Raw genomic sequence first — 26832 nt, forward strand, 5'->3', positions numbered from 1 at the left:
CCCCGCTGACGGGAGTGTGCGAGACCGCCGGCCCGGACCGCTCAGTGGTGGCCGGTCGACTGCCCGCCGGCCGGCCGCTCGGTGGCCAGGTGCTCCTCGAACACCTGCTCGCGGGCGGCGTGCGTGCCGTGCGACCTGTAGTCGGTGTACTGGTACGGGTTGTCCAGCACCTCGGCGTCGGGGAGATCCGGGTACATCCCGCCGGCCCACGCCGCCTCACCCATGGCGCCGCGCAGGTGCTCCACGGTCGCCTCGATCTCCTCCCGCACCGCCGCCAGGTCGACGTCGACCAGCCGGTGCGCGTGCTTCACCACCCGGCCGTCGACCAGCACGGTGTGCACGTCCCCGCGCTGGGCCTGGAAGGCGACGTGGCCGAAGGGGTTGAGCAGCGGGAACGAGACCGGCGAGGCGTCGTTCTTGATCAGGACGACGTCGGCCTTCTTGCCCGGCTCGAGGCTGCCCAGGTCGTCGCGGCCCAGCGCCAGCGCCCCGCCGCGGGTGGCCCACTGGACGACGTCCTGGGCGCGCAGCTGCAGGTGGGTGACGGTGTCGCCGGCGAGGTGGGCCTCGAAGTGCTCGCGGGAGCGGTCGGCGCCCAGCGTGGTGCGCATGGCGGAGAACAGGTCGCCGCTCCACCAGACGCTGGTGTCCATCGACAGCGAGACCGGGATGCCGTGCGAGCGGACCTGCCAGGTGGGGGGATAGCCCTGCCCGGCGCTCTGCTCGGACTCCGTGGACACCGAGATCGACCCGCCTGTGGCGGCGATGCGGTGGTAGGAGTCCGGCGTCAGCGTGGCCGCGTGCACGTAGACCGTCTCGGGGGTCATGAAGCCGTGCTCGTGCATGAGCCGGATGCCGTCGTCGTTGGTCGCGCCCCAGACGCCGGCGTGGGTGGTGACCGGCAGCCCGAGCTCCCGGGCCACCTCGAACGCCGCCTTCTCCGGGAAGGCCGGGTCGCCCGTGACGTCGAAGGCCAGCTGGAGGCCGAGGCTGTCGTCGGCGGCGTCGCGGTGCCGCTCCAGGAAGGCGCGGACGGCCGGGTCGGCGGTCCACTCCCACGGCGCGGCCTGGATGTTGCCGTAGGCGAGCACGAAGCGGCCGGGCACCGAGCGCAGCGCGGCGACGGCGGCCTCGGCGTGGTCCACCGTCTGCAGGCCGTGCGACCAGTCGACGGTGGTGGTGACGCCGGACTCGATGGCCTCGAGCGCCGACAGCCGGTTGCCCGCCGCGACGTCCTCGGGGCGGAACCTCTTGCCGTGCTCGAGGTAGTACCAGACGAAGTACTGCGTGAGCGTCCAGTCGGCGCCGTAGCCGCGCATCGCCGTCTGCCACATGTGCCGGTGGGTGTCGATCATCCCCGGCATGACGATGCCCCCGCGGGCGTCGATCTCCTGGGTGCCCTCCGGCACCTCCAGGGCCGGCCCCACGGCCGCGATGCGGTCGTCGACGACCAGGACGTCGGCGCTGTCGAGCACGGTGCAGCTGCCGTCCATCGTCAGCACGGTCCCGCCGCGCAGGACCACCGGGCGGCCGGCCACCGGGGTGGGCTCGGACTGGGTCATCGTCTCCTCCTGGACGTCGTCGTCGCGTCGCCGGACCATCGTCCGCATAGCGGACAGCATGTGCGACCTGCGTCACCTTGGCCGCTCCGGAGGTGCCTGTCAACCGGCCGCCGAGCCGATCCCGGAGGACCTCGGTGCTGCGGTTGACAGCGGTCGACGGAGCGGCAGAGACTGCGGCGACGGCAGCGGACAGTGGTCCGCAGGGACCGCGAAGGAGTGGCGGAAACCAGATGAGCGCTGACGCGACGCAGCCGGCGAGCACCGGTGCGGCGGCCCCCGGGCCCCTGGCCGGGCTCCTGGTGGCCGACTTCTCCCGGATCCTCGCCGGTCCGTACGCCACCATGCTGCTCGCCGACCTCGGCGCCGAGGTGGTCAAGGTGGAGGGGCCCTCCGGCGACGACACCCGCACCTGGCAGCCGCCCGTGCGCGAGGGCGTGTCGACGTACTACATGGGCGTCAACCGCAACAAGCGCTCGGTGGCGCTGAACCTGGCGGACGAGGCGGACGCCGGCGCCGCCCGCGAGCTGGCCCGCCGCGCCGACGTGGTGGTGGAGAACTTCAAGCCCGGCGGCCTGGCGCGGTTCGGTCTGGACTACGACTCGGTGGCCGCGACGAACCCCGGCGTCGTCTACGCCTCGATCAGCGGTTTCGGCAGCGGGCCCAAGGGCGCGCCGCTGCCCGGCTACGACCTGATCGTGCAGGCCATCTCGGGCTTCATGAGCCTGACCGGCGACACCGACGGCGCGCCCTACCGGGGCGGTGTCGCCCTCTTCGACGTCATGGCCGGCTTGCACGCCACCATCGGCGTGCTGTCGGCGATCAATCACCGGCACGCCACCGGGCAGGGGCAGCACATCGAGGTGAACCTGCTGTCCTCGGCGCTGTCCGGGCTGGTGAACCAGACCAGCGCCTACGTCGCCGGCGACGTCGTCCCGTTCCGGATGGGGAACAGCCACCCGAGCCTGTTCCCCTACGAGCCGCTGCCGTGCTCCGACGGCGACCTGATCATCACGGCCGGCAACAACGGCCAGTTCCGCCGGCTGGTCGAGGTCCTCGGCGTGCCGGAGCTGGCCGACGACCCGCGGTTCAGCCGCAACGAGGACCGCACCGCCAACCGCGACGAGCTGCGCCCGCTGCTCGTCGAGCGGCTGCGCACCCGCAGCAAGCAGGAGTGGTTCCGCGACATCATCGGCGCCGGCGTCCCGTGCGGGCCGATCAACACCATCGACCAGGGCGTGGCGTTCGCCGAGGAGGTCGGGCTGGACCCGGTCGTCCGGGTGGGGGAGGGCGACGCCGCCGTCCCGTCGGTGCGCAACCCGATCACCTTCTCCGTGACCCCGCCGGCCTACCGGCTGCCCCCGCCGGACCTCGACGAGCACGGTGCGGAGGTCCGCCGCTGGCTGGCCGCCCCCGAGGAGTCCCGGTGAGCGACGAGCGGCCCGCCTACCCGACCGCCCTGGGCGCCTCCAGCCTGGAGTCGATCACGCTGCTGGGCAGCGACCTGGCCCGTGACGTCATGGGGTCCGTCGGCTTCGGTGAGCTGGCCTTCTGGCTGGCCACCCAGCGCCGACCGAGCACGGGGGAGACCCGCGTGTTCGAGGCGGTGCTCGCCGCGCTCGCCGACCACGGCTTCACCCCGACCGCGATCGTCACGCGGCTGACCTACCTCTCGGCCCCCGACTCGGTCCAGGGTGCGCTGGCGGCCGGCCTCCTCGGGGGTGGCTCGAGGTTCCTGGGTGTGACGGAAGACTGCGGCCGCTTCCTGCACGAGGTGCTCGCGCGGGTGGACGGCGACCTGCCCACCGACGACGCCGGCTGGGACGCCCTCGCCCTGGAGACGGTGACCGCGCAGCGCGCCGCCGGGCGGTTCGTCCCGGGGCTGGGCCACCACGTGCACAAGCAGGGCGACCCGCGCACCCCGCGGCTGTTCCAGATCGCCGCCGAGGAGGGGTTGTACGGGCCGCACCTGTCGCTGTTCGCGGCGATCGGGCGGGTGCACCCCCGGGTGCTCGGGAAGACGCTGCCGCTCAACGGCGCCGGCGTCTGCGGCGCGGCCCTCGCCGACCTCGGCCTGCCGCTGGAGCTGCTCCGGGGCTTCGCGCTGCTGGCGCGCACCGCGGGGCTGATCGGCCAGCTCGCCGAGGAGCTGCGGTACCCGGTCGCCAACGACGTCTTCCTCTCCGTCGACCTCAACAACCGGCCGGTGGACCCCGATCCGTTCGTCCCGTCGCCGCTGCCGGGCGCCGGCGACGGCGCGCGGGGCTGAGGCGCCGGCCGTGCGCGCCGCCGTCCTGCACGCACCGGGGGAGACCCCGGAGCTCGCCGAGCACCCCGACCCGGTACCCGGGCCGGCGTCCACCGTCGTCCGGGTGACGGCGGCCCCGATCGTCCCGCTCGACCTGCTGTGCGCGTCGGGCACGTCCTACTTCGGGCGCCCCGCCGTGCCCTATGTTCCCGGGGTCCAGGGGACGGGGGTCGTCGAGAGCGGCCCGGGCGCCGCGGCCGGCACCCGGGTCTGGTTCAGCACCAGCGCCGGCATGGCGCCGGGCGACGGCAGCCTGGCGCAGCGCTGCGCGGTGGCGCCCGAGGACCTGGTGCCGGTGGACGCCGACGTCCCCGACGCGGCGATGGCCGCGCTCGGGCTGTCCGCCGTCGCGGCGTGGATGTCGCTCGGCTGGCGCGGCGCGCTGCGCCCGGGCGAGCACGTGCTCGTCCTGGGCGCCGGTGGCGCGGTGGGCCAGGCCGCGGTGGGGGCGGCTCGGGTGCTCGGTGCCGGCCGGGTGGTGGCGGCCGCACGGTCGGCCGCGGCGCGGGAGCGGGCGCTGGCCGCGGGGGCCGACGCCGTGGTCGCGCTGGACGCCGATCCCGACGCGCTGGCCGCCCGGTTCGCCGAGGCCGCCGGTGGGCGACTGGACCTCGTCGTCGACCCGGTGTTCGGGCGGGCGGCCACGGCCGCCGTCCGGGCCCTCTCGGCCGGCGGGCGGCTGGTCAACCTGGGCGGCGCGTCGGGTGACCTCGCCGAGTTCTCCTCCGCGGTGCTGCGCGGGGGATCGGTGTCGGTCCTCGGCTACACCAACAACGCGCTGACCCCGGCCCAGCGGGCCGAGGCGGTCACCGCCGTCGCGCGCGAGGCCGCGGCGGGCCGGCTGGCCGTGGCCCACGAGCGGGTCCCCCTCGCCGACGTCGCCGCCGCCTGGCGCCGGCAGGCGACCGGCGACCCCGGCGTCCGGCTCGTCCTGACGCCCTGAACGAGCACGGCCCCGCGGGAGCCGCGGGGGACGAGGTCGCGCGGCCGGACCCGGCCGCGCCGGACGGCAGGAGGATCGGCGTGCAACTGGTCACCGAGGACAACATCACCGACCTGGCGGTGGAGCGCTGGGCCACTGCCCGCGACCCGCGGCTGGCCGAGGTCATGACGGCGCTCGTGCGTCACCTGCACGACTTCGCCCGCGAGGTGCGGCTGACCGAGGCCGAGTGGATGGCCGCGGTGCAGTGGCTCACCGCCACGGGGAAGATCAGCACCGAGAAGCGCGAGGAGTTCATCCTCGCCTCGGACGTGCTGGGCCTGTCGATGCTCGTGGTCCAGATGAACCACCGGCTGGACCCGCGGGCGACACCGGCGACCGTGCTGGGCCCCTTCCACATCGAGGGCTCGCCGGAGCTCGGCTACGCCGAGGACATGTCCGAGGGGCTGGCGGGGACGCCGCTGTTCCTGCACGGCCGGGTGAGCGACCTCGACGGAGCCCCGGTGGCCGGCGCGGTGCTCGACGTCTGGCAGTCGGACTCCGAGGGCTTCTACGAGTCGCAGCTCGCCGAGGTGGACGAGGCCCGGCTGCGCGCCAAGTACACGACCGGGCCCGACGGCGGCTACTGCGTCCGCACGATCGCGCCGCTGGGCTACTCGATCCCGATGGACGGCCCGGTCGGGGACCTCGTGGGCCGCACCGGCATCAGCCACTTCCGGCCGGCGCACATCCACTTCCTGATCAACGTCCCGGGGTTCGAGCCGCTCATCACCCACCTCTTCCAGGAGGGGGCGGAGTACCTCGACAGCGATGTCGTCTTCGGCACCAAGCAGGAGCTGGTCACCTCGTTCGACCAGCGGGAGCCGGGGGCGACGCCCGACGGCGGTTCCCTCGACGTGCCCTGGCTGGAGTCCCGTTACGACTTCGTGCTCCAGCGCCAGGGCTGATCCGGGGCGCAGACTCGGTGCAGTGCCTGCATCGAACCGGTGGGACGCCGCCGGTCCGGTGCTGCGGTGCAGGTCGACGGCGTCCCGCAGCTCGTTGCAGCGGCTGTAAGAAGTGGACGGTCGGCCGGGACCCTGGTGCGCCGCCGCGCTGGCGGGGCGACCGGGCCCGGCCCGGGCCGCCCTCGGTTTGCCGCGGGGTCGGCCCGGCGGGAGGCTGCGGGGGCCGGCAGGCACCACCCCGAGGAGGCGACCATGGCGGCTCGTGAACCGCAGGAGATGGCCCAGGTAGCGGCCGCGACCGGTGCCAAGAAGGTGCACCGCACGTGGGACCGTGTCCTGGTCAGCGCCTTCCTCGCCGGCGCGTACATCGCCTTCGGCGGGCTGGTGGCGATCACCGTGTCCTCCGGCCTGGACCCGGCGACCTGGGGCACGCTGCCCACGCTGTTCATGGGCGCCGCGTTCACCCTGGGCCTGGTCCTCGTGCTCATCGCCGGCTCCGACCTGGCCACCGGCAACATGATGCTGGTCCCGTTCGGCGCCATGAACGGCAAGCTCAGCATCGGCGACGTCGTCCGGAACCTGACGCTCGTGCTCCTGGGCAACCTGCTCGGCGCGCTGCTCGTGGCCTACTTCCTCGCGGTGCAGACCGGGGTGATCGGCGACGCCGACGCGACCGGCACCGCCGCCCTGACCCACGAGCGGCTGGCCGGCATCGCCGAGGGCAAGGCGCTGGGGGAGACGCCGTGGCAGACCTTCCTGCGCGCGGTGGGCTGCAACTGGCTGGTCTGCCTGGCCGTGTGGATGTCGCTCGCGGCGACCACGGTCTCGGGCAAGATCCTGGCGATCTTCTTCCCGATCATGGCGTTCGTCGCGATGGGGTTCGACCACGTCGTGGCCAACATGTTCTTCCTCCCCGCGGCGATCTTCGCCGGGGTCGCGGACATCGGCTGGGAGGACGTGCTGCTCAACTGGCTGCTCGCCGGGGTCGGCAACCTGGTCGGCGCCGTGGTGTTCGTGGCGACGTCGTACTGGTACCTGTTCCTGCGCGAGACGCCGGACACCTCGTCGGGCACCTCGCCGGCGGCCGACGCCGCCGAGCCGGCCGAGCGGGGCTGACGCCGGCACTCCCCGCCGGTGCGGCGCACCCGGTCGGCGGCGCGGCCACGGGCGGTGCCGTCACGTGATCGTCATGGTCGATCGCGTGCCGGGCCGGGAGGCCCGGGTAGGGCGACCGGTGGCGAGAGCCCCCGGGCGCGACCGCGCACCGGGCCGACTCCCCGAAGGAGACCGACATGACCGTCGCCGCCCAGATGCTCGACACCTACCCGAAGGACCTCGGCGGGGTGGACAAGCAGAAGCTGCTCGAGTGCATCGAGGCCTGCTTCGAGTGCGCGCAGGCCTGCACCGCCTGCGCCGACGCCTGCCTCGGCGAGGACATGGTCGCCGAGCTGACGAAGTGCATCCGCACCAACGCCGACTGCGCCGACATCTGCGACATGACCGGCCGGGTGCTCTCGCGGCACACCGGCTACGACGCCAACCTCACCCGCGCGGTCCTCGAGGCCTGCGCCACCGCGTGCAGGTCCTGCGGTGACGAGTGCGGCAGCCACGCCGACATGCACGAGCACTGCCGGGTGTGCGCCGAGGCCTGCCGCCGCTGCGAGACGGCGTGCCGGGAGCTCATCGCCAGCCTGGGCTGAGCGCCGTGCGGAACGTCGCGGGCACGTCCGGCGGCCACCGATGACCGTCGACGTGCTGCTGACGGCGGCGGGCGCCCTGGCGCTCGTCGCCGCGGCGTGGTCGGAGCGGATCCGCCGGCTGCCGGTGAGCGAGCCGCTCCTGGCGCTGGGCATCGGCGTCGTGCTCGGCCCGGCCGTGCTCGGCGTCCTGCCGCTGCCCGACCTGCTCGCCGAGCACGCCTGGCTGCACACCGCGGCCCGGCTGCTGCTGGCGGTCTCGGTCATGTCGGTGGCGCTGCGCTACCCGTTCCACGTCGCGCGCGCCCGCTGGCGGCCGGTGCTGCTGCTGCTGGCCGTGGTGATGCCGGCCATGGCAGTGGTCACCGCCGGGCTGGCCGCGCTGACGCTCGGCGTCGGGCTCGGGGTGGCGGCGCTGATCGGGGCCGCGCTGACGCCGACCGACCCGGTGCTGGCCTCGACCGTCACCACCGGCAAGCCCGCCGAGGAGGACCTGCCCGGTCGGGACCGCCAGGTGCTCTCCCTGGAGTCCGGCATCAACGACGGCCTGGCGCTCCCGCTGGTCCTCGTCGCCCTGGCGCTGGCCGGCCCGCTGACCGCGGGCGAGGCGCTGGTGGAGTCGGTCTGGGACGTCGCCGGTGCGGTGCTGCTCGGCCTGCTGCTCGGCTGGCTGGGCGGTCAGGCGCTGAGGGCCGGCGCCGACCACGGGGCCACCGACCCCGGGCCCGAGCTGGTCTTCACCATCGTGCTGGCGTTCGCCACCCTGGGCGCCGGCGGGCTGATCCGGGTCGACGGGGTCCTGGCCGTGTTCGTCTGCGGGCTCGCCTTCAACGCGGTGAGCACCGGACGGGAGCGCGCGGCGGACGTCCGGATCGACGAGGCGGTGAACCGGTTCGTCGTCCTGCCGCTGTTCCTGGCGTTCGGCGCGATACTGCCGTGGGCCGAGTGGCGCGCGCTGGGCTGGAGCGGGCTGCTGTTCGCCGTCCTGGTGCTGCTGCTGCGCCGGCCGCCGGTCGTCTACCTGCTCCGCCGCCCGCTGCACCTGGCCCGCCCGGACGCCGTCTACCTCGGCTGGTTCGGCCCGATCGGGGTCTCGGCGCTGTTCTACCTGACGCTGGAGTCCGAGCGGCTGCAGCTGGACCCGGTCGTCCTGGTGGCCGGCACGCTGGTGGTCGCGGTCAGCACCGTGGTGCACGGCCTGACGGCGACGCCGGGGCGGGTGGTCTACCGGAAGGTCGCCGGTCCGGCGGGTCGCGAGGAGGGCGACGACGACCCGGCCGGGGATCACGATCGCGACCGATCCGCTTTCCCACCGGGATCGCAGGGGTAGGGGGCCGGCATGTGGTTCGACTCGTGGTCCGATGTCATCCGGGTGCTGCTGGTGGGGACGGCCGCCTACGTCACCGTGGTCGTCGTGCTGCGGTTGTCCGGCAAGCGGACGCTGACCAAGCTCAACGCGTTCGACCTGGTGGTCACCGTGGCGCTGGGTTCGACGCTGGCGACCATCCTGCTGAGCACCGACGTCGCCTGGACCGAGGGCGCCGTCGCGCTCGGCCTGCTGGCCCTGCTGCAGGCGGTGGTCGCGTGGGCCACCGTCCGCTGGCCGGGCCTGCGGATGGTCGTCACCTCACGGCCCACGCTGGTCCTGCGCAACGGTGAGCCGGTGCACGACCGGATGCGCGAGGTGCGGGTCGGCATCGACGAGATCCGCCAGGCGATCCGCTCCTCGGGCTCCGGTGATCTGGCCGACGTCGCCGCGGTCGTGCTGGAGAGCGACGGCTCGCTGAGCGTCATCCCGGCGAAGAAGTACGGCGCCGGCTCCGCGCTGGCGGGCGTCGCCGGGACCGACGACATCGCCCGCCGCGCCCAGGCCTGACCGACCCCGCGGCGGTACGTGCGCATACCGCCGCGGGACGGGTCCCGACGTGCCGTGCCTCAGCTCGTCGGGGCGTGGGGGGTGGCGGGCCGGCGGCCCGGCTCCGGCACGACCGACCACCGGCCGGCGAGCGCGTCGTCGACGGCGGCCCGCCACAGGGTGGCCTCCCGCTCGTCGACCGACGTCGTCTCCGCGGCCAGCCGGGCGGCGCGCTCCACGAGGGCGGTGAGCTCCCGGTCCAGCCCGTGGCCGCGGACCCGCCAGGCCAGCTCGCGCAGCAGCCCCGCGATCCGCCGCAGCACGGCCGGCTGCCCGGAGGAGTACTCGATCGTCTCCTCCAGCCCCAGCCGCAGGAGCTCCTCGGCGGTCCAGCGGTGCACCACCAGGCGCAGCGTGCCGTCGGTGTCCCGGCAAGCCAGGGACGGCGAGTGGCGGGGCAGCAGGTCGCCCAGCAGCGCGGAGAGGTGCGAGAGCGCGTGCACGGCCGTCGTCGGGTCGTTGATCCCGGGGGAGAGGGCTCGACCGGCGATGTCGACGATCTTGCGCACGCTGTAGGCCGCGTCCTCCTCCGGGGTGCGCTCGTAGGACAGGGTGACCGCCTGGGTGACGGCGTCGGCCAGCTCGTCCGGATCCCGCACCGGGCCCCCGTCGCGGGGCCACACGTGGGCCAGCGGCGTGCCCCTCACCACCGAGTCGCCCATCCGCGGCCGCAGCACGAGCACCAGGTCCCGCTCGCGCGCGACGGCGACCAGCCGCTCCTCGTCGACCGCCACGACGAAGCCGCTCGCCTGCGCCTCGACGGGCGTCCCCGGTCGGCCGGGCAGCTCCGGCGGGGCGTCGTCCGGGTTCTGGTCGGTGCGCTCGATCGTGGCCACGGCCTCGTCGTGGACGTTGCGCAGCATCGTCTCCACCCGCAGCATCCGGGCGAGGTGGCCGAGGAAGAACACCAGCGCCGCGACGCTGCCCAGTGCGAACAGGAACGCCAGCGTGATCGACAACCGCGGCACGAACGCCCGGCCGTCCAGCGTCGCCTCCGCGGTCCGCACCGTCCGGAGCACGGTCAGCGCGTAGACGAACGTCCCGGTCAGCTGGGCGAGGGTGCCCTGCACCACCGGGTCGGTGACGAACGTCTGCAGCAGCCGGGGGGAGTACTGGCTGCTGCCCAGCTGGAGGGCCACCACGGTCAGCGAGAAGGTCACGCCCGTGACGGAGATCAGCGAGCCCGCGATCGCGGCCAGCAGGTCGCGCGCCGCGCCCGGGTCACCGCCGAACACGAACCCCAGCGGGGAGCCTTCGTCGGCGGTGCTCAGCGCCTCGTCCAGCACCGGCAGCAGGAGGCCGGCGGTCACGGCCAGGGTGACGGCGAGCAGCGGGATCGGCCAGAGCGCGCCGCGGGCCAACCGCCACACCCGGCCGATCGGATTGATCCGCGTCACCGGGTCACCGCCGCCGGGGTCTGCTGCACGACGTGCATGATGATCGGCTCCTTCCAGCCGTGCGGGACCGGGGTGATCCCGGCCGGACCCCGTTGCCCACGAGGGGCCCGGCGGGCCGGGAGCCGCGCCCGGCACCGCGGAACCGGTCGGTCAATCCGCCTCCTCGGCGGGGGGCTGCGGGCTGGACGGTCCGTCCCCGGCCGGCGCCACGGAGCGGAAGTGGTCTCGGTCGACCGGCTGGTCGGTGAGCCCGCTGTCGGTCGGCACCTCCACGGGCACCCCCTCGACGAGGAACCGCACCTGCGTGGTGCCGGGCAGGTCGGTCAGGGTCCAGACGACCTGGGCGACGGCGAGCAGCTGGTTGCCGCCGGTGATGCCGGTGAACTCCCGGGTGACCGACACGGAGGTGATCCCTCCGGGCACGCCCTCGTCCGCCAGGAGCGACTGCGGCGCGAGGGCGGTGCGCAGACCGCCGATGACCTCCACCCGCGTCGGTCCCTGGGACAGCAGCTCGAGCGCGGACGGCGCGTCGGCGATCTGCGTGGCGCGCTCCGCTGCGGCCAGGGTGGTGCCCTGGACGAAGTAGACGGTCAGCGCCGGGCCGTTCGCCTCGGTCCGTTCCCCGGCCGCGCTGACCTCCGGCACCGGGATGGTGAGCACCTCAGGACTCCCCTGCGGCTCCACGCCGCAGCCGGCGAGGAGGAGGAGCGCGCACAGCAGCGCGGGAACGGCCCTCACGGCTGCGTCTCCACCGGCAGCTCGACGACGAAGCGGGCGCCCCCCGCCGGGCTGCGCTGCACCCGGACCCGCCCGTCCATGGCGTGGACGTGCCTCGTGACCAGTGCCAGCCCCAGCCCGGAGCCGTCGGTGTGCGTGCGGATGCTGCCCGACCCGCGCGCGAAGCGCTCGAAGATCCGCTCCTGCTCGTCCGCGGGGACGCCCGGCCCGGCGTCGTCGACCAGGACGACGGCGGTCTCGCCGTGCCGGGCCACGGTGACGGCGGTGACCCCGCCCCCGTGCTTGTCGGCGTTGTCCAGCAGATTGCTCAGCACCCGCTCGAGGCGCCGCTTGTCGGCGCAGACCAGGACGTCGGCGGCGTCGTCCTCGACGGTGAGCAGCTGCGCCGCGCTGCCGTCCAGCCGGTGGCGGGTGACCACGGCACCGGTCAGCGACGCCAGGCGGACCGGTTCGGCGACCAGGTCGGCGCTGCCTGCGTCGGCCCGGGAGATCTCCAGCAGGTCGGCGACCAGGCGTTCGAAGCGGACCACCTCCGAGCGCAGGAGGGCCAGCGCCTCGGTCTGGTCGTGGTCGGCGGGGTCGGCGGTCGCGTCGACCAGGTCCAGCGCGCCGAGCATCGTGGTGAGCGGGCTGCGCAGCTCGTGGCTGACGTCGGCGGCGAAGCGGGCGTCGCTCCGGACCCGGGCCTCGAGGGCGTCGGCGGTCTGGTTGAACGAGGTCGCGATGGGGACCAGCGAGGGGTCGCCCCGCGGGTCGATGCGGGTGTCGAGCGCCCCGCCGGCGACGGCGGCGGCGGCGCTGGAGATGCGGTCCAGCGGGCGCAGCGTCGGGCCGGTCACGTACCAGCCCACCAGCAGCGACAGCGGCACCGTGCCCAGGACCGCCGCGGCGAGCACCGCCGCCAGCACCCGGTAGGTCCGGTCCAGCTCGTCGAGGGGGAAGACCTCCACGTAGGCCTGCCGCAACTCGGCCAGCGGGATGCCGACGGCCATCATCGTCTGCCCCTGCACCTCGATCCGCTGCCGGGCCGGCGTGCCGGCGATCACCGTCTCCCGGAGCGACTCGGGGAGGGCGTCCCGCCCGAGCAGCAGGGAGGTGGTGGTCCACGCGCCGTCGTCGACGAGCAGCGACGTCGAGCCGGTCTCCCGGGGCAGCTGGGAGAGCACCTGGGGGACGCCGAGGCCCTCGCTGGCCAGGGCGCGCTGCACCTGCGCGGCGTTGTCGGAGGCCTGGACCAGGGTGACCCGCTCCCGCTGGACGAGCAGGTACTGCGACACCCCCACCCAGACGGCCAGCGCCAGCACGCCGGAGAGCAGGAAGGTGACCGCGGCGAAGGCCACGGTCGCGCGCCCCCGCAGGGTCCTCGGCCGGAGGGACCAGGCCGGCCGGGGCGGCGGGCCGTCGCCGTGGTCGTACCGGCTGCTCACCCCGGGACTCGGTAGCCCATGCCCCGCACGGTGGTCACCAGCGTGGGGTTGCCCGGGTCCGGCTCGATCTTCTTCCGCAGCCGGCGGACGTGCACGTCGACCAGCCGGGAGTCGCCGAAGTAGTCGTAGCCCCACACCCGCTCGAGCAGCTCCTCGCGGCTGAGCACCCGCCCGGGCTCGGTCGCCAGCTCGCAGAGCAGCCGGAACTCGGTGCGGGTGAGGCTGAGCAGCTCGCCGTCGCGCGTGACCGTGCCGTCCGCGGGGGCGATCTCCAGGTCGCCCACCTGCAGGTGGACGCGCGGCTCCGGCGCGCGGGTGCGCCGGGCGAGCGCCCGGATCCGCGCCGACAGCTCCTTGACGACGAAGGGCTTGGAGACGTAGTCGTCGGCGCCGGCCTCGAGTCCCGCGACGACGTCGTGGCTGTCCGAGCGGGCGGTCACCATGATGACCGGCGTGTTCGAGGTGCGCCGGATCTCCCGGCACACCTCGAAGCCGTCCTTCCCCGGGAGCATCAGGTCCAGCAGGATGACGTCGAAGGTCCGCTCCGCGAGCCGCTCCAGCCCGTCCTCGCCGCTCCCGGCCTCGGTGACCTCGAGCCCCTCCCGCTGGAGCGTCATCTGCAGCATGCGGCGGATCCGCGGATCGTCCTCGATGATCAGCACCGACCGCGACATGCCCCCAGTCTGCCGACCCGGGCAGCGGCCTGCAGCTCCGGCCACCCGGACGGGCGTCGCCGCGGCGCGGCGTCGCGGGCCGAACCGGGTCCGGGCGATGTGACAACTGCGTGACGACGGGGTCGGGCCCGCCCAGGTGGGCTACCTGCTCCCGGACGGACCGGGCGGCGGCCGCTCCGGCCGGGGAGGGAGCGAGCGTGCAGGCCAGCCACAGGGGCCGGTTCAAGCGACGGGGCCGCGGTGCGACCGCGGAGGTCTCCCCGACGTGACCGACGTCCTGCTCGTCGTCGGAGGGGCGCTCGCCGTCGTCCTGGTGGTCTGGGACGTCACCGCCACCACCCTCACCCTCGGGGAGGGCGCCGGTCCGCTGACCCGGCGGCTGCTCGCCGCGGCGTGGCGCCTGCTGCTCCGCGTCCACCGGCGGCGCGGGGGCCGGCCGCGCCTGCTCAGCTCCGCGGGGCCGCTCCTGATGGGTGTGACGGTGTTCCTCTGGGTGGCGCTGTTCTGGGCCGGCTGGTCGCTGGTCTTCCTCGGCAGCGGCTCGGTGGCCGAGGCGCGGACCGGCCGGCCGGGCTCGGTCGCCGACGTCGTCTACTTCGCGGGCTACGCGGTCTCCACGCTGGGCGTCGGCGACTTCGTCGCCACCGAACCCGCGTGGCGGGTGATGACCTCGCTGGCCAGCTTCAGCGGCCTGGCGCTGGTGACCCTCTCCATCACCTACCTGTTCTCCGTGATGTCCGCGGTGGTCGGCCGCCGGGCGACGGCCACCCAGCTGCACGGGCTCGGGGACAGCGCCCAGGGGATCGTGGTCGGTGGCTGGGACGGGGACCGCTTCGACCCCGCCTTCACCCAGCAGCTGCTGCAGCTGCCGGCGCAGCTGGCCGCGGTGGCCGAGCAGCACCTGGCCTACCCGGTGCTGCACTACTTCCGCAGCGAGCGGGCCACCGCGTCGGCGCCGGTGGCGATCGCCCGGCTCGACGACGCGATGCTGCTCCTCGGGAAGGCGGTCGCCGCGGACGTGCGGCCGCCCGCCGCGGCCGTGCTGCCGGTCCGCCGGGTCATCGACCGCTACGTGGCGACGGCGACCCACGGCCGGGAGTCGCCGCACGACGCCGAGCCCCCGCCCGGCCCGGGGCTGGACCGGCTGGCCGACGCCGGGATCCCGCTCGGCGACCGGGAGGAGTGGCGGCGCGCCGTGGACGCCGCGGCCCCGCGCCGCGCCCGGTTGCGCCGGCTCGTCGAGGACGCCGGCTGGGAGTGGCGGGAGTGAGCGCACGGGTCACCCCCCGGCGCGGAGCTCGAAGAGGACGAGCTCCGGCGGGGCGTTGATGCGCATGGGCACCACGCTGAACCCGAGACCGCACGAGACGAACATGCGGTTGCCCTCGGCGCCGTAGCCCTCGGGGGCCCAGCCCTCCGCGACGATCTTCTCCTCCTCGGTCAACCCGAGGTAGGACCAGCGCGGGGTGCCCGGCAGCGCCACCTGACCGCAGTGCGTGTGCCCGGCGAGCACCAGCGGCGCGGTGCCCGCGGGGAACTCGGGGAACGCCGTGGGGTTGTGCGAGAGGACGACGCGCGGCGCGCCGTCGGGCACGTCGGCCAGCGCGGCGTCGACGTCGGCCTCGCCCGGCCGGACCGGCCCGATCCCCACGACGTGCAGGGCGTCCGCCCCCTCACCCGTACCGGGGACCGGGGCGGCCTCGTTCCGGAGCACGGTGATGCCGGCGCCCTCGAAGGCGGTGACCAGTTCCTCGGCCGCGCCGACCTTGTAGTCGTGGTTGCCGAGGACGGCGTACGTGGGGATGCCGGAGTCGATCAGCGGCCGCAGCAGGTCGAGCACGTTCGCCACCTGCTCGGGGATGCCCGGGTCGGTGCTGTACACGTAGTCGCCACCGAGGAGGGCGATGTCCGGCTGCTCCTCGACCAGCGTCTCGACGGCGCGGGCGACCATCCCCTCGTTGGCCCACCACATGCCGATCTGCGGATCGGAGATCATCGCGATCTCCGTGCCGTCGGCCGCGGCGGCGAGCCGGGGGAGCGGCACCTCCGCCCGCTCCTCGTCGAGGATCAGCCGCGGTTCGACCAGGACGCCGTAGCCGACGAGGAGGAGCAGCAGTCCGCCGAGGAGGGCGGCGATGCGCAGGGTCCAGCGCTTCATGCGGGGTGGTTCCTCCGGGGTACGGGGGCCGGGCGTGACGCCGGTCGGCATCGTCCGGGGCTTGCCCCGGGAACCGGCGGCGGATGCGCCGGCGGAAGTGATCGCCACGCGCTCGTCATGTCCGGTCCGGCGGCCCTCGGCGCGGAACCGCGACCACGGTGGACGCGGCGCGGCACCGCTGTCACCGTTCCGCAATCACCGTCCGGCCCGGTGCTCCCCGGTCATTGCGGATCGGTGACGAAGCGGTGCGCACCGCTCGGCGCCGCCGCCGTCCGGGCAGGAACCGAGCGTGACCATCGGCCACGGGGAGACCGTGGCCGGCCCGCGGCACGGAGAGGACCGACGGCCATGAGGACCTGCCCGCGACCGACCGGGGCACCGCCCGCACACCGCCTCGACCTGCGGGCCGGGTGAGCGGAGGTGTCGTCCGGCGTCCTGCCCGTCCGTCGTCGCGCACCACGCCTGGCCGGTGCCGTCCTCGTCGCGGCGGTGGGCGGCGCCGTCCTCTCCGGCTGCTCGGGCGTCGACGACGAGGAGGCCGTGGGCGGTGAGCCGACCACGGCGGCCGACCCCGACGTCCGGCCCCCCGACGACCTCGAGGACCCCTACGACGGGCCCTACACCGCGGAGTTCCGCGAGGACCTCGACGCCTACGCCGGGCTGGAGGTGACGCTGACCGGCGAGGTGGTCCGCATCGTCTCGCCGGTGGCCTTCACCATGACCGGGCCCGACGGCGGCGACGTCGAGCCGATCCTCGTCGTCACCCGGACCGAACCGGCGCTCATGCCGGGGGAGCAGGTGGCGATCGGCGCCGTGCCGGACGACGAGTTCGACCTGGCCGAGGTCGAGGAGGCGCTGGGTGCTGATCTGCCCGACGAGGCCTACGCCGAGTGGGACGACGAGCCCTTCCTCGCCGCCTCGCTCGTGCAGCCCGGCGACTGAGCCCGGTTTCGATCAGGTGACCTGGTCGTCCCGGGTCCTGGCTCACGGTCGACCGTGAGCCAGGACCACAGGAGGTGAGCCAGGTGGGTGGCTCAGCGGCGGGCGCCGAGCGCTGCGATCTCGTGCGCCGACTCGAGGGTGGGCGCCGTGGCGAGCGCCCGCGCGAGGTCGCGCTCCTGGCGCAGGTGGACCCGCTCGGCGTGCCGGCGGGCGAGGGTGGTGCGGATGCGGGTCATGGCATGTCCTGTCGTCAGAGCAGTGGTGGTTCCGCGAGCTCTGCAGGGGGCCGGGCGGGCCGGCCGGAGACCGTCCGCCTCCTGGGTTCGCACCCTGAACTCTGCTCCTCCGGACGAGGTTCGGCAAGTGAACCCAGCATGGTTAGGCTCACACGTGTGAGCGACGCCTCGTTCGACCGTTCCCGCTGCTCCGTCGCCGGCACGCTCGCCGTGGTGGGGGAGAAGTGGAGCCTGCTCGTGCTCCGCGAGACGTTCCTCGGCGTCCGCCGCTTCGCCGACCTGCAGCGGGCCCTCGGCATCCCCAAGGCGGTGCTGACCGACCGGCTGGCCACCCTCGTGCAGGAGGGCGTCCTCCGCCGGGAGCCGTACCAGGACGAGGGGGAGCGGCAGCGGCACGAGTACCGGCTGACCGGGAAGGGGCGCGACCTCTACCCGACCCTGGTGGCGCTCATGGAGTGGGGCGACCGCCACCTCGCCGACGGTCCGCCACCGCTCGCCCTGGAGCACCGCGACTGCGGCGCCCGGGTCCGGGTCGCGCTGGTCTGCGACGACGGGCACGAGGTGGCCGGCCCGCACGAGGTGGCCGCCCGGGCCGCCGGCGCCGGCGTGGAGCGCCGCGCCTGAGCCCTCCGGCAGGTACGGGCCGATGAGTTCTCCGCCGCGTGCGCGTCTTCCCTGCGACGGCGTCGTCCGCCCGGACGGCGGCACCGCAGCACCGACCGAGGAGTCCCCCGTGCGCATGATCTTCGTCAACCTGCCGGTCGCCGACCGGGACCGCGCCGACGCCTTCTACGCAGCGCTCGGCTTCCGGCGCAACGACCAGTTCTCCGACGAGCGGTGCGTCTCGTACTCCGTCGAGGAGAACATCGCCGTGATGCTCCTGACGCGGGAGCGGTTCGCCGACTTCGTGACCGGCGAGGTGGGCGACCCGGCGCAGGCCACCTCGGTGCTGAACTGCCTGTCGGCCGGCAGCCGGGAGGAGGTCGACCGGCTGGTCGCGACGGCGATCGCCGCCGGCGGGAAGCCGTGGCTGCCGGCGCAGGACCACGGGGTCATGTACGGCGCCAGCTTCACCGACCCGGACGGCAACGTCTGGGAGGTCATGTGGATGGACCCGTCGGTGGTCCAGGGCTGAGCGCCGCGGCGAAAGCGTCGGACCCCGCGGCGACACTGCGGTCCGCGGACCGGGATGGCGGGACCGCCCGGCTTCGATCACCCTGAGTCTCCGGCCGCGCACCTACGGTCGTAGGACATCGGGCGGTCCGCCGTGACGCCGAGGGGGAGCAGTGATCGATCCACAGCAGCCGGGGGAGCCGGGCAGCGTCCGGCACGGGGCGGTCGGGCCGATGGCCCGGCAGACCGGCCGCCAGGTCGTCGTCTTCGCCGACACGGGGGACGACGCCCGCATCGACTGGGGCCGGGCCGGCGTCCGCGAGGTCGCCGACTCCCGCGACTTCGCGGACGGGGACGTGCCGCCGGAGACGATGCAACACGCGGGCGCCACCGTCTTCGCCGCGCTCGGCATCGCCGTCGTCGCGGCCGGGCCGGAGCAGATCGGCGCGCTGCGGAAGATCTCGGCCCGGCCCGTCCTGTCCGTCTCGCCCGAACTCGTCCACTCCGTCCTGGCCGACGCCGGGGAGTACGCGCGGGGCTACCGCGACGGCGTCGCCGACCTGACCGGTCGGCTGCTGGTGCCCGGGGCGGCGGAGGAGGAGGCGGCGGCCCGCTTCGCGGACACGCCCTCCGCGACCTGGGGGGTGCAGGCCGTCCGGGCCGACGCCTCCTCCCGGTCCGGCCGGGGCGTCCGGGTCGCGGTGCTCGACACCGGCTTCGACCTCGCCCACCCCGACTTCGCCGGCCGGGCGGTGACGGCGCGGTCCTTCGTGGCCGGTGGGGACGCACAGGACGGCCACGGCCACGGCACCCACTGCATCGGCACCGCGTGCGGGCCTCGGACCCCGCCGAGCGGGCCGCGGTACGGCATCGCGTCCGAGGCGGAGATCTACGCCGGGAAGGTGCTCGGCACCGACGGCAGCGGCACGGACGCGGGCATCCTGGCCGGGATCAACTGGGCCGTGACCAGCCGCTGCCCGGTGATCTCGATGTCGCTGGGCGCGGACGTGGTGCAGGCCCATCCGCCCTACTCCGCCGCCGGTGGGCGTGCGCTGCGCCAGGGGTCGCTGGTCATCGCCGCGGCGGGCAACAACGCCGACCGGCGGGCGGGGGACGCCGGCTTCGTCGGCGCCCCGGCCAACAGCGTGGAGATCATGGCCGTCGGCGCGGTCGACCAGGAGTTGCGGATGGCGTACTTCTCGGCCCGGAGCCTGCCGTCCCGCGGCGGGCAGGTGGACATCGCCGGCCCCGGCTGGGAGGTCTCCTCCGCCTGGCCCATGCCGGTGCGCTACCAGACGATCAGCGGCACCAGCATGGCCACGCCGCACGTCGCCGGGGTCGCCGCGCTCTGGGCGGAGGCGACCGGCCGCCGGGGCCTGGAGCTCTGGGCGACCCTGTGCCAGGAGAGCGAGCGGCTGCTCCAGCCGTCGGTCGACGTCGGCTGCGGCCTGGGGGTTGCCCCGCGCTGACCGGTTCCGGGCGGCGCCGGGCCCGCGTAGCGTCGGGGCATGACCGACGTCAGCGTCACCGTGGACGACCGGCACCTGGCCGCCCTCGACGGCGTCGTCCAGGGCCTGCGCGCCCGCGGCATGCGGGTGGACCAGGTGCTCGACGGGCTCGGCATCATCACCGGCTCGGTGCCGTCGGGCACCCTCGGCGCGCTGACCGGTGTCGCCGGCGTGCTGTCGGTGGACGAGCAGCTGACCCACCGGCTCGCTCCGCCGGACGCGCCGGTCCAGTAGCCGCCGGGTTCAGACCCGGCTCGGCACGGCCCGGATCGGGTACCCGGCCCGCAGCGGTCCGGCCGACGGCAGCGGGCGGTGGCCGCCGGCCGCGGGCGGCGCCGCAGCGGTGGCGGGACGCAGCTCGAGCAGCTGGTCCAGGCCCACGAGCAGGAGCAGCCGGTGCAGGCTCGGGCTCGGTCGCTCGACCACCAGCGCGCACCCGTGCCGGCGGGCCAGGTGGTGGGCGGTGACCAGGGAGCGGAGGCCCGCGGCGTCGCAGAAGACCACCCCCGCGGCGTCGAGGGCCCAGCGGTCGTGCCCGGTGCCGACGAGCGCCGTCAGCCCGTCGAGGACGTGGTGGGCGTTCTCGCGGTCGAGCTCGCCGGAGACCGTGACGGTCGCACGGACCAGGTCGACGCACACGTGGAAGGGGATCGAGTCGGCATCCAGGGAGGCGGCCGGCGGTCGGGCGTCTGCTGCCATGGCCGATCTCCCCTCTGACGATCGTGCCGGAGCGGCTGCTCCGAGCGCGTCGCACGCGGTCGGGCGTGCAGTGGGCCGGAGCGTCGACCCGTGCGCCACGGTATCGCCGAGATGGGGACCTGAACAGTTCCGCAGCCGCGGTGTCGGCCCGGCCCTCACCGTCCGCGAGCAGCCGATGACGGTGCTGCGGAGACCGGTGGCGCGTGCGCCGCACCCGTCCGTGATGGGATGGGGCCGATGAGCGAGAACGCGACCCGACTGCGTGATGTCCGCCCCGAGGACGCCTTCGACGTCGAGGCGGTGCACGCGTGGCTGGCGCCGCGCGTGCCGGCGCTCGACGGGCGGCCCGCGCCCCAGGTGCAGCAGTTCACCGGCGGCGCGAGCAACCTGACCTACCTGCTGGACTACGGCGACCTGGACCTGGTGCTGCGCCGCCCGCCGCACGGCCACAAGGCGGCGTCGGCCCACGACATGGGCCGGGAGGTCCGCGTGCAGCAGCGGCTGCGGCCGCACCTCGACGTGGTCGCGCAGATCCACGGCTTCTGCGAGGACCGGTCGGTCATCGGCAGCGACTTCTACGTGATGGAGCGGCTGGAGGGGGTCGTGCTGACCCGGAAGCTGCCCGAGGGCGTGGAGCTGGGGCCCGATCGCGCGCGGGTGCTGGGCGAGACCGCCTACGACACCCTGGCCGACCTGCACTCGATCGACGTCGACGCCGCCGGGCTGGCCGACCTGGGCCGGGGCCCCGGCTACGTCCGCCGGCAGGTCGAGGGCTGGTCGCGCCGGTTCCGCGACGCCCGCACCGACGACGTGCCCGCCGCCGAGGACCTCATGGCGTGGCTGGCGGCACACCAGCCCGAGGACGTGCGCGCCAGCCTGCTGCACGGCGACTGGAAGCTGGACAACCTCGTGCTCGACCTCGCGGGCACGCCGCGCATCACCGGCGTCCTGGACTGGGAGATGGCCACCGTGGGCGATCCGCTCATGGACCTCGGCGCGTCGCTGGCCTACTGGGTGACCGCCGACGACGACGAGGAGTTCGGGCTGATCTCCACCCAGCCGAGCATCCTGCCGGGCATGCCGACCCGGGAGCAGCTGGTCGAGCGCTACCTGGCGCGCACCGGTCTGCAGCCCGGGAACTGGACGTTCTACGAGGTCTTCGGCCTGTTCCGGCTCGCCGTGATCATCCAGCAGATCTGGGCCCGGTACAGCTCCGGGCACAGCACCAACCCGCGGTTCGCCACCTTCGGCATCGCGGCGGCGGTCCTCCTCCAGCGTGCGGAGAGGCTGGCCGGATGCCGCTGATCTGCCTCGTCCGTCACGGGCAGGCCTCCTTCGGTGCCGACGACTACGACGTGCTCAGCGAGCTCGGCCGCGAGCAGGCCCGCTGCCTGGGCGAGGAGCTGCGTCGGCGCGAGCTCCGCGATCCGCTGGTCGTCTCCGGGACGCTGCGCCGCCAGCGGGACACCGCCGCGCTGCTGGCCGAGGCGGCCGGCTGGCCGGTGTCCGCCGAGATCGATCCGCGGCTCGACGAGTACGACCACCTCGATCTGCTGAAGCGGTATCCCACCGAACCCGCGAACGAGCCGGCCGGCGAGTCCGCGTCCCGCCGGATGCAGCGACTGCTCGACGCCGCGCTGCGCTCGTGGGTGGCCGCCGGTGCGGCCGACGGGTGGCCGGCGTTCTCCTCGGGCGCGGTGGCCGTCGTCGAGGAGCTGGCCGCCGGGTTGCCGCGGGGCCGGGACGCCGTCGTCGCCACCTCGGCCGGGGTCATCGCGGCCGTGACCGCCGCGCTGCTCGCGGCGCCGGCCGACGGCGTCGTCGCGCTCAACCGCGCCGCGGTGAACGTCGGGATCACCTCCGTGCTGGCCGGTGCAGGCGGGCTGTCCCTGCTCGCCTTCAACGACCACGCGCACGCCACCGGCACCCGGCGGCACCTGCTCTCCTACCGCTGAAGGCCGGGCGGTCGCTGCCCGCAGCCGGACCCGGCGGCTAGGGTCGCGGCATGACCCAGCACGGCGGCGAGGTCGGCCTGCACCACCTGGGTGAGCTGATGAGCCGGGTCGCCCGGCAGCTGCAGGGGGAGCACGGCGACGTCGAGGCGACGCTGCACGCCATCACGGACGCCGCCGTGGGCGCGGTGCCCGCCGCCGAGGAGGGCAGCATCAGCTACGTCCTCGCCCGCTCGGAGGTCGAGCCGCGGGCGGCGACCGGCGAGCTGCCGCAACGCGTCGACGAGCTGCAGGGGCGGCTCGGCCAGGGCCCGTGCCTGGACGCGATCTCCCAGTACGAGGTGGTCCGGGTCGACGACGTGGTCACGGACGGGCGCTGGCCCGAGTTCGGTCGCGAGGCGGCGCGCCTGGGCGCCCGCAGCATGCTGTGCTTCCGGCTCTTCGTCGAGGGCGACCGCATGGGGGCGCTGAACCTCTACGCGCGCGCGCCGGGGGCCTTCGACACCGAGAGCGAGGAGATCGGCCAGATGTTCGCCGGCCACGCGGCGGTGGCCCTGGCCGGCGCGGAGCACGAGGCGAACCTGCGGACCGGCATGGAGAACCGCGACCTCATCGGGCAGGCCAAGGGCATCCTCATGGAGCGCCACCGGCTCACCGCCGACCAGGCGTTCGGCGTCCTCGCCCGGGTGTCGCAGCAGCTGAACCGGAAGCTGGTCGACGTCGCCCGCGAGCTCACCGACACCGGCGCGGTGCCGGGCGCGGACCGCCGCGACTGAGCCGCGGCGGCTCCCGGCCCCTGGTCGGCCACGAGGCAGGCCGGGACGGCGCGGGTCAGGATGGAGCGGTGCCCGACGAGCCCGGTGCCGACGACCCGGCCCTCCGCAAGCCGGTGCCCGACATCGTGGCGCCCGGGCTCGACGTGCTCTTCTGCGGGATCAACCCGTCGCTGCTGTCGGCCGAGCGCGGCCACCACTTCGCCCGGCCGGGCAACCGCTTCTGGCCGGCGATCCACCTCGCCGGCTTCACGCCGCGGCAGCTCACCCCGGACGAGGACCGGGAGCTCCTCCGCTACGGGCTCGGGGTGACCAACGTGGTGGACCGGCCCACGCGGACCGCCGCCGAGCTCTCCGCCGACGAGCTGCGGGCCGGCGCGGTCGCGCTGGAACGCCTGGTCGCCCGGTACCGGCCGCGGGTGCTGGCGGTCCTGGGCATCACCGCGTGGCGGCAGGGGTTCGGCCGGCCGAAGGCCGCCGTCGGCCGGCAGCCCGAACGGCTGGGCGGCGCCGACACCTGGGTGGTCCCGAACCCGAGCGGGCTGAACGCCCACGTCCAGCTGCCCGACCTCACCCGCGTCTACCGGGAGCTCCGGCCCGGCTCCGAGGCGGGATGATGCCGAGGTGCCCCGCCTCCTCGTCGTCCACCACACCCCCTCGCCGGCCCTGCAGGCGGTGCTCGAAGCCGTCCGGGAGGGCGTCGCCCTCGTCGACGACGTCGAGCTGACCGTCCGGCCGGCCCTGTCCGCCGGGGCCGCCGACCTGCTCGCCGCCGACGGGGTGCTGCTGGGCACCCCCGCGAACATCGGCTACATGTCCGGGGCGCTCAAGCACTTCTTCGACACCGTCTACTACCCCTGCCTCGACGCCACGGCCGGGCTGGCGTTCGGCGTCTACGTGCACGGCAACGACGACACGGCCGGCGCGCTGCGCAGCATCGAGCGGATCACCGGGGCGCTGCGCTGGAAGCAGGTCGCGGCGCCGCTGAGCCTCACCGGGGCGCCCGGCCCGGCGGACCTGGAGGCCTGCCGCGAGCTCGCGGCGACGGTGGCCGTCAGCCTCTGACGGTTCCGGAGCCGTCGCGGAGGACGCGGAGGACCACGAGCGCGACGTCGTCGGAGAAGTCCGGCGCCACGCGGGCGAGGAGGGTGTCCGCCACCGCCTCGACCGGCAGGTCGGGCAGGTCACCGGCCGCGGCGGCCAGCCGGTGCAGCCCCTCGTCGAGGGTCGAGCCGCGCCGCTCGACCAGCCCGTCGGTGTAGAGGACCACGGTGGCGCCGGGCGGCAACGGGAGCGTGTGCTCCGACCGGCGCGCGTCGGGGAGGACCCCGAGCAGCACGTCGTGCGGGCGTTCCAGCAGCTCCACGGTGCCGTCGGGCCCCACCAGCAGCGGCGGCGGGTGCCCGGCGTTGGACCACCGCAGCACCCGCTCGCTCCCGGGCGCCCGCCCGGAGGGCGACTCGATCCGGGCCACCAGCGCCGAGGCCAGCGTCGAGATCCCGAGGCCGGCCATGGCACGGTCCAGGGTCGACAGCACCCGCGCCGGATCGGACCCGAGGGCGTGGGCGATGCCGCGGAGGACGTTGCGCAGCTGCCCCATGAGCGCGGCCGCCGTGCGGTCGTGGCCGGTGACGTCGCCGACGACCAGGGTGGTGGCGCCGTCGGGGGTGCCGAAGGCGTCGTACCAGTCGCCACCCACCCGGGCCTCCTGGGCGGCCGGCCGGTAGCGCACGGCGATGCCCAGCCCCTCGGGCCGGGGCGGGTCGGTGAGCATGGAGCGCTGCAGCGCCTCGGCGAGGCTGCGGGTGGCCCGCGCCTGCCGGCGTTCCTGCTCCAGCCGCGCGACCCGGTCCAGCGCCTGGCCGCACTGGGCGGCGAACGCCTCGAGGACCCGGACGTCGTCGTCCTCGAGCGGCTGCGGCCGGTACCAGCCCACGGCCAGCGACCCGAGCGCGCGCTCGGCGCTCCGCAGCGGCAGCGCCGCCCACGCCCGCAGGCCCGGGCCGGGCGGGGGAGCCGGAGAGGTGCCGGCGTCGGCCACCAGCACCCTGCGGCCGGCGGCGGCGACGGCCAGCGGTGAGGGGGCGTCGCCGGGCAGCTGCCGGGCGCCCGGCCCCGTCCCGCCGCCGGCGTCCACCACGGTGAGCTCCGAGGAGCCGGGCCGGTGCAGGGCCACCGCGAGGAAGTCGGCGGAGAGACCGGGGCCGCCCAGGTCGGCCATGATCCGGAGCAGCTCCGCCCGCGTCTCGGCCGCGGCCAGCGCGGAGACGGTGCGCGCCAGCCCGGCGAGGGCGCGCGCGGTGCGCTGCTCCCGCTCGCGCAGCGCCCGCAGCTGCGCGTTGCTCTGCTCCAGCTCCCGGGTGCGGGTCAGCAGGTCGGACTCCACCTGCATCGCCCGGTCGTCCAGCCGGCCCTCCGCCGCGGCGGCGGCCACCCCGGCTCGGGCACGGATGTAGTCGGTGACGTCGTCCGCCCGGTGCAGCAGCAGCACGACCTCGCCGTCGTCGTCGAGGACCGGCACGTTGCGCGGGCTCCAGAAGCGCACGTCGTAGCTGCCGTCGGGCAGCCGGATGTCGTACTTCTGGAGCGCCATCGTGTGTGGCTGCCGGGTGTCGCGCGCCCGCTCCAGCGACGCGCGAAGGTTGACCGGACCGTCGGCGTGCGGGTCGTCGGGGTTCAGCGGGAAGACGTCGAACAGGTACCGACCGACGGTCCCCGCCAGGGTCGTCGCCGTGGCGTCCAGGCGCGCCTGGTTGGCGTGCACGATGACGAGGTCGGGGGTCAGCAGCAGGAACGGCGTAGGGGCGACGTCGAAGACGCGGCGGAAATCCGGCACGGGCAGCTCGCGGATGACGCCACTCCCTGCTCTCGCCGTTTCCGGGTGCCCGGATCCCCGACATCCTCCCCGATCACGGGACCCGGTGACGGGCGGCCCCGGACCCGCGGTGTCGCCGGCCGGGCGGGGGGTACCCGGGGACCGGACCTGCGGGGGAGGAGGCCGACCGTGCCGACCCGACGAGCTGTGCTGGGAGCCGGGGCCGCGACCTCGCTGGCAGTGCTGATGGCCGGGTGCGCGCCCCGGTCGCCGGGACCGTCCGGCGGTTCGACGACGGGGCGGGACGGCGCCGCGCTCGCGGCCCGGCCGCCCGCGCGACCGCCGGTGGGGCCGCCCGCGCCCGGTACCCGCTCCCTCGGCCTCGCGTCCTCCGGCGATGCGCTGCTGCACGTCCCGCCGGAGCCGGGCCCGAACCCGCTCCCGCTGGTCGTCTCCCTGCACGGCGCCGGGGGCGACGCCGAGGCCGGCCTGGGCCTGGTGCGGGCGGCGGCCGACGAGCACGGGACGGCGGTGCTGGCGCCGTCCTCGCGAGGGCCGACCTGGGACGCGGTCGGGGGCGACTACGGCCCGGACGCCGAACTGGTCGACCGCGCGCTCGCCGAGGTCTTCCGCACGGTGCCGGTCGACCCCGCGCGGATCGCCGTCGCCGGGTTCTCCGACGGCGCCTCGTACGCGCTGGGCCTGGGCCTGGCCAACGGCGGCCTCTTCTCGCGGATCCTCGCCTTCTCCCCGGGGTACGTCCCGCCCGCCCCGCGGGCGGGCGCGCCCGCGGTGTTCATCTCCCACGGGGTGGACGACGAGGTGCTGCCGATCGACCGGACCAGCCGCCGGATCGTGCCCGCGCTCGAGGAGGACGGCTACGACGTCACCTACCGGGAGTTCCCCGGGCCGCACACCGTGCCGCCGGAGGTGGTCGGCGAGGCCGTGGCGTGGCTGGTCGGGGGCTGACCCGCGCCGAGCCGACGGCCGGGAGGTGGTTCCCCGGCCGGATGCCGCCGGCGACCGCTGCGGGG

General features: G+C 75.2%; 29 protein-coding genes. 20 read left to right on the forward strand and 9 right to left on the reverse strand.

Translation table 11 applies throughout. The features are described from left to right. Window positions 1-41 precede the first annotated feature (41 nt). Window positions 42-1610 carry an amidohydrolase family protein gene (locus tag O2W17_RS17895; protein WP_269193799.1) on the reverse strand — a complete coding sequence of 523 codons (1569 nt, stop codon included), beginning with the start codon at window positions 1608-1610 and terminating at the stop codon, window positions 42-44. Between the two features lie 182 nt (window positions 1611-1792). On the opposite strand from O2W17_RS17895, the gene O2W17_RS17900 reads away from it, so the two are divergent. The 8 genes from O2W17_RS17900 to O2W17_RS17935 all read left to right on the forward strand — a co-directional run bounded on the left by O2W17_RS17900 (window position 1793) and on the right by O2W17_RS17935 (window position 9327). Beyond that, complete coding sequence (locus tag O2W17_RS17900) at window positions 1793-2989, forward strand: CaiB/BaiF CoA transferase family protein (RefSeq protein WP_269193800.1); 1197 nt, start codon at window positions 1793-1795, stop codon at window positions 2987-2989. Next, window positions 2986-3828 (forward strand): citryl-CoA lyase, encoded by an 843-nt coding sequence (locus tag O2W17_RS17905; protein WP_269193801.1) that lies wholly within the window; start codon window positions 2986-2988, stop codon window positions 3826-3828. The genes O2W17_RS17900 and O2W17_RS17905 overlap by 4 nt, the downstream gene beginning before the upstream one ends. A 10-nt stretch (window positions 3829-3838) precedes the next feature. Beyond that, window positions 3839-4810 (forward strand): quinone oxidoreductase family protein, encoded by a 972-nt coding sequence (locus O2W17_RS17910; RefSeq protein WP_269193802.1) that lies wholly within the window; start codon window positions 3839-3841, stop codon window positions 4808-4810. 80 nt (window positions 4811-4890) lie between these two features. Beyond that, on the forward strand, window positions 4891-5754 hold the full coding sequence (locus O2W17_RS17915) for a dioxygenase family protein (protein ID WP_269193803.1): 864 nt from the start codon (window positions 4891-4893) through the stop codon (window positions 5752-5754). A 252-nt stretch (window positions 5755-6006) separates the two neighbouring features. Continuing rightward, window positions 6007-6870: a formate/nitrite transporter family protein gene (locus tag O2W17_RS17920; protein WP_269193804.1), complete on the forward strand. Its 864-nt coding sequence runs from the start codon at window positions 6007-6009 to the stop codon at window positions 6868-6870. A gap of 176 nt (window positions 6871-7046) precedes the next feature. Continuing rightward, window positions 7047-7454, forward strand: coding sequence for a four-helix bundle copper-binding protein (locus O2W17_RS17925; RefSeq protein ID WP_269193805.1), 408 nt, complete (start codon window positions 7047-7049; stop codon window positions 7452-7454). A gap of 40 nt (window positions 7455-7494) precedes the next feature. Further along, entirely contained in the window at window positions 7495-8781 is a 1287-nt protein-coding gene (locus O2W17_RS17930) for a cation:proton antiporter domain-containing protein (RefSeq protein WP_269193806.1), read from the forward strand. A gap of 9 nt (window positions 8782-8790) precedes the next feature. Continuing rightward, window positions 8791-9327 carry a DUF421 domain-containing protein gene (locus tag O2W17_RS17935; protein ID WP_269193807.1) on the forward strand — a complete coding sequence of 179 codons (537 nt, stop codon included), beginning with the start codon at window positions 8791-8793 and terminating at the stop codon, window positions 9325-9327. 59 nt (window positions 9328-9386) lie between these two features. On the opposite strand, the gene O2W17_RS17940 is transcribed toward O2W17_RS17935, so the two are convergent. The 4 genes from O2W17_RS17940 to O2W17_RS17955 form a co-directional block, all read right to left on the reverse strand. Further along, a complete protein-coding gene (locus O2W17_RS17940) occupies window positions 9387-10763 on the reverse strand; it encodes a DUF2254 domain-containing protein (protein ID WP_269193808.1) in 1377 nt (458 codons plus the stop codon). Between the two features lie 150 nt (window positions 10764-10913). Beyond that, entirely contained in the window at window positions 10914-11501 is a 588-nt protein-coding gene (locus O2W17_RS17945; protein WP_269193809.1) for a GerMN domain-containing protein, read from the reverse strand. Continuing rightward, on the reverse strand, window positions 11498-12928 hold the full coding sequence (locus O2W17_RS17950; RefSeq protein ID WP_269193810.1) for a sensor histidine kinase: 1431 nt from the start codon (window positions 12926-12928) through the stop codon (window positions 11498-11500). Before O2W17_RS17950 ends, O2W17_RS17945 begins: the two co-directional genes overlap by 4 nt. Then, window positions 12925-13602: a response regulator transcription factor gene (locus tag O2W17_RS17955; protein ID WP_269193811.1), complete on the reverse strand. Its 678-nt coding sequence runs from the start codon at window positions 13600-13602 to the stop codon at window positions 12925-12927. The genes O2W17_RS17950 and O2W17_RS17955 overlap by 4 nt, the downstream gene beginning before the upstream one ends. A 265-nt stretch (window positions 13603-13867) precedes the next feature. Between O2W17_RS17955 and O2W17_RS17960 the strand changes: the two genes are divergently transcribed. Further along, entirely contained in the window at window positions 13868-14872 is a 1005-nt protein-coding gene (locus tag O2W17_RS17960) for a potassium channel family protein (protein ID WP_269193812.1), read from the forward strand. Between the two features lie 9 nt (window positions 14873-14881). On the opposite strand, the gene O2W17_RS17965 is transcribed toward O2W17_RS17960, so the two are convergent. Further along, complete coding sequence (locus O2W17_RS17965; RefSeq protein ID WP_269193813.1) at window positions 14882-15760, reverse strand: metallophosphoesterase; 879 nt, start codon at window positions 15758-15760, stop codon at window positions 14882-14884. A 420-nt stretch (window positions 15761-16180) separates the two neighbouring features. Here O2W17_RS17965 and O2W17_RS17970 point away from each other — a divergent pair, with 420 nt between their 5' ends. After that, window positions 16181-16702: a hypothetical protein gene (locus O2W17_RS17970; RefSeq protein ID WP_269193814.1), complete on the forward strand. Its 522-nt coding sequence runs from the start codon at window positions 16181-16183 to the stop codon at window positions 16700-16702. 92 nt (window positions 16703-16794) lie between these two features. On the opposite strand, the gene O2W17_RS17975 is transcribed toward O2W17_RS17970, so the two are convergent. Next, the gene (locus O2W17_RS17975) at window positions 16795-16938 is read right to left on the reverse strand and encodes a hypothetical protein (RefSeq protein ID WP_269193815.1); all 144 of its coding nucleotides are present in this window, start codon (window positions 16936-16938) and stop codon (window positions 16795-16797) included. Window positions 16939-17094: 156 nt separating this feature from the next. Between O2W17_RS17975 and O2W17_RS17980 the strand changes: the two genes are divergently transcribed. The 4 genes from O2W17_RS17980 (at window position 17095) to O2W17_RS17995 (ending at window position 19793) form a co-directional block, all read left to right on the forward strand. After that, window positions 17095-17562, forward strand: a complete 468-nt coding sequence (locus tag O2W17_RS17980) for a winged helix-turn-helix transcriptional regulator (RefSeq protein ID WP_269193816.1) — start codon at window positions 17095-17097, stop codon at window positions 17560-17562. A 115-nt stretch (window positions 17563-17677) separates the two neighbouring features. After that, window positions 17678-18073: a VOC family protein gene (locus O2W17_RS17985; protein ID WP_269194399.1), complete on the forward strand. Its 396-nt coding sequence runs from the start codon at window positions 17678-17680 to the stop codon at window positions 18071-18073. A gap of 151 nt (window positions 18074-18224) precedes the next feature. Then, entirely contained in the window at window positions 18225-19520 is a 1296-nt protein-coding gene (locus tag O2W17_RS17990; protein ID WP_269193817.1) for a S8 family serine peptidase, read from the forward strand. A gap of 39 nt (window positions 19521-19559) precedes the next feature. Next, entirely contained in the window at window positions 19560-19793 is a 234-nt protein-coding gene (locus O2W17_RS17995) for a hypothetical protein (protein WP_269193818.1), read from the forward strand. Window positions 19794-19802: 9 nt separating this feature from the next. Here O2W17_RS17995 and O2W17_RS18000 read toward each other — a convergent pair whose 3' ends face one another. Next, the gene (locus O2W17_RS18000; RefSeq protein ID WP_269193819.1) at window positions 19803-20258 is read right to left on the reverse strand and encodes an STAS domain-containing protein; all 456 of its coding nucleotides are present in this window, start codon (window positions 20256-20258) and stop codon (window positions 19803-19805) included. 237 nt (window positions 20259-20495) lie between these two features. Here O2W17_RS18000 and O2W17_RS18005 point away from each other — a divergent pair, with 237 nt between their 5' ends. The 5 genes from O2W17_RS18005 (at window position 20496) to O2W17_RS18025 (ending at window position 24048) form a co-directional block, all read left to right on the forward strand. Then, complete coding sequence (locus O2W17_RS18005) at window positions 20496-21563, forward strand: phosphotransferase family protein (RefSeq protein WP_269193820.1); 1068 nt, start codon at window positions 20496-20498, stop codon at window positions 21561-21563. Beyond that, window positions 21554-22213 carry a histidine phosphatase family protein gene (locus O2W17_RS18010; RefSeq protein ID WP_269193821.1) on the forward strand — a complete coding sequence of 220 codons (660 nt, stop codon included), beginning with the start codon at window positions 21554-21556 and terminating at the stop codon, window positions 22211-22213. Before O2W17_RS18005 ends, O2W17_RS18010 begins: the two co-directional genes overlap by 10 nt. Before the next feature lie 50 nt (window positions 22214-22263). Then, a complete protein-coding gene (locus O2W17_RS18015) occupies window positions 22264-22986 on the forward strand; it encodes a GAF and ANTAR domain-containing protein (protein ID WP_269193822.1) in 723 nt (240 codons plus the stop codon). 68 nt (window positions 22987-23054) lie between these two features. Continuing rightward, window positions 23055-23600 carry a G/U mismatch-specific DNA glycosylase gene (gene mug, locus O2W17_RS18020; RefSeq protein WP_269193823.1) on the forward strand — a complete coding sequence of 182 codons (546 nt, stop codon included), beginning with the start codon at window positions 23055-23057 and terminating at the stop codon, window positions 23598-23600. 7 nt (window positions 23601-23607) lie between these two features. Continuing rightward, complete coding sequence (locus tag O2W17_RS18025; protein WP_269193824.1) at window positions 23608-24048, forward strand: NAD(P)H-dependent oxidoreductase; 441 nt, start codon at window positions 23608-23610, stop codon at window positions 24046-24048. Here the strand turns inward: O2W17_RS18025 and O2W17_RS18030 are convergent. Next, on the reverse strand, window positions 24038-25819 hold the full coding sequence (locus O2W17_RS18030; protein ID WP_269193825.1) for a SpoIIE family protein phosphatase: 1782 nt from the start codon (window positions 25817-25819) through the stop codon (window positions 24038-24040). The genes O2W17_RS18025 and O2W17_RS18030 overlap by 11 nt on opposite strands. Window positions 25820-25987: 168 nt before the next feature. Here O2W17_RS18030 and O2W17_RS18035 point away from each other — a divergent pair, with 168 nt between their 5' ends. Continuing rightward, window positions 25988-26767, forward strand: coding sequence for an alpha/beta hydrolase (locus O2W17_RS18035; RefSeq protein WP_269193826.1), 780 nt, complete (start codon window positions 25988-25990; stop codon window positions 26765-26767). Window positions 26768-26832: the final 65 nt, after the last annotated feature.

This window comes from Blastococcus sp. VKM Ac-2987 (assembly GCF_026967805.1).
Taxonomy (GTDB): domain Bacteria; phylum Actinomycetota; class Actinomycetes; order Mycobacteriales; family Geodermatophilaceae; genus Blastococcus.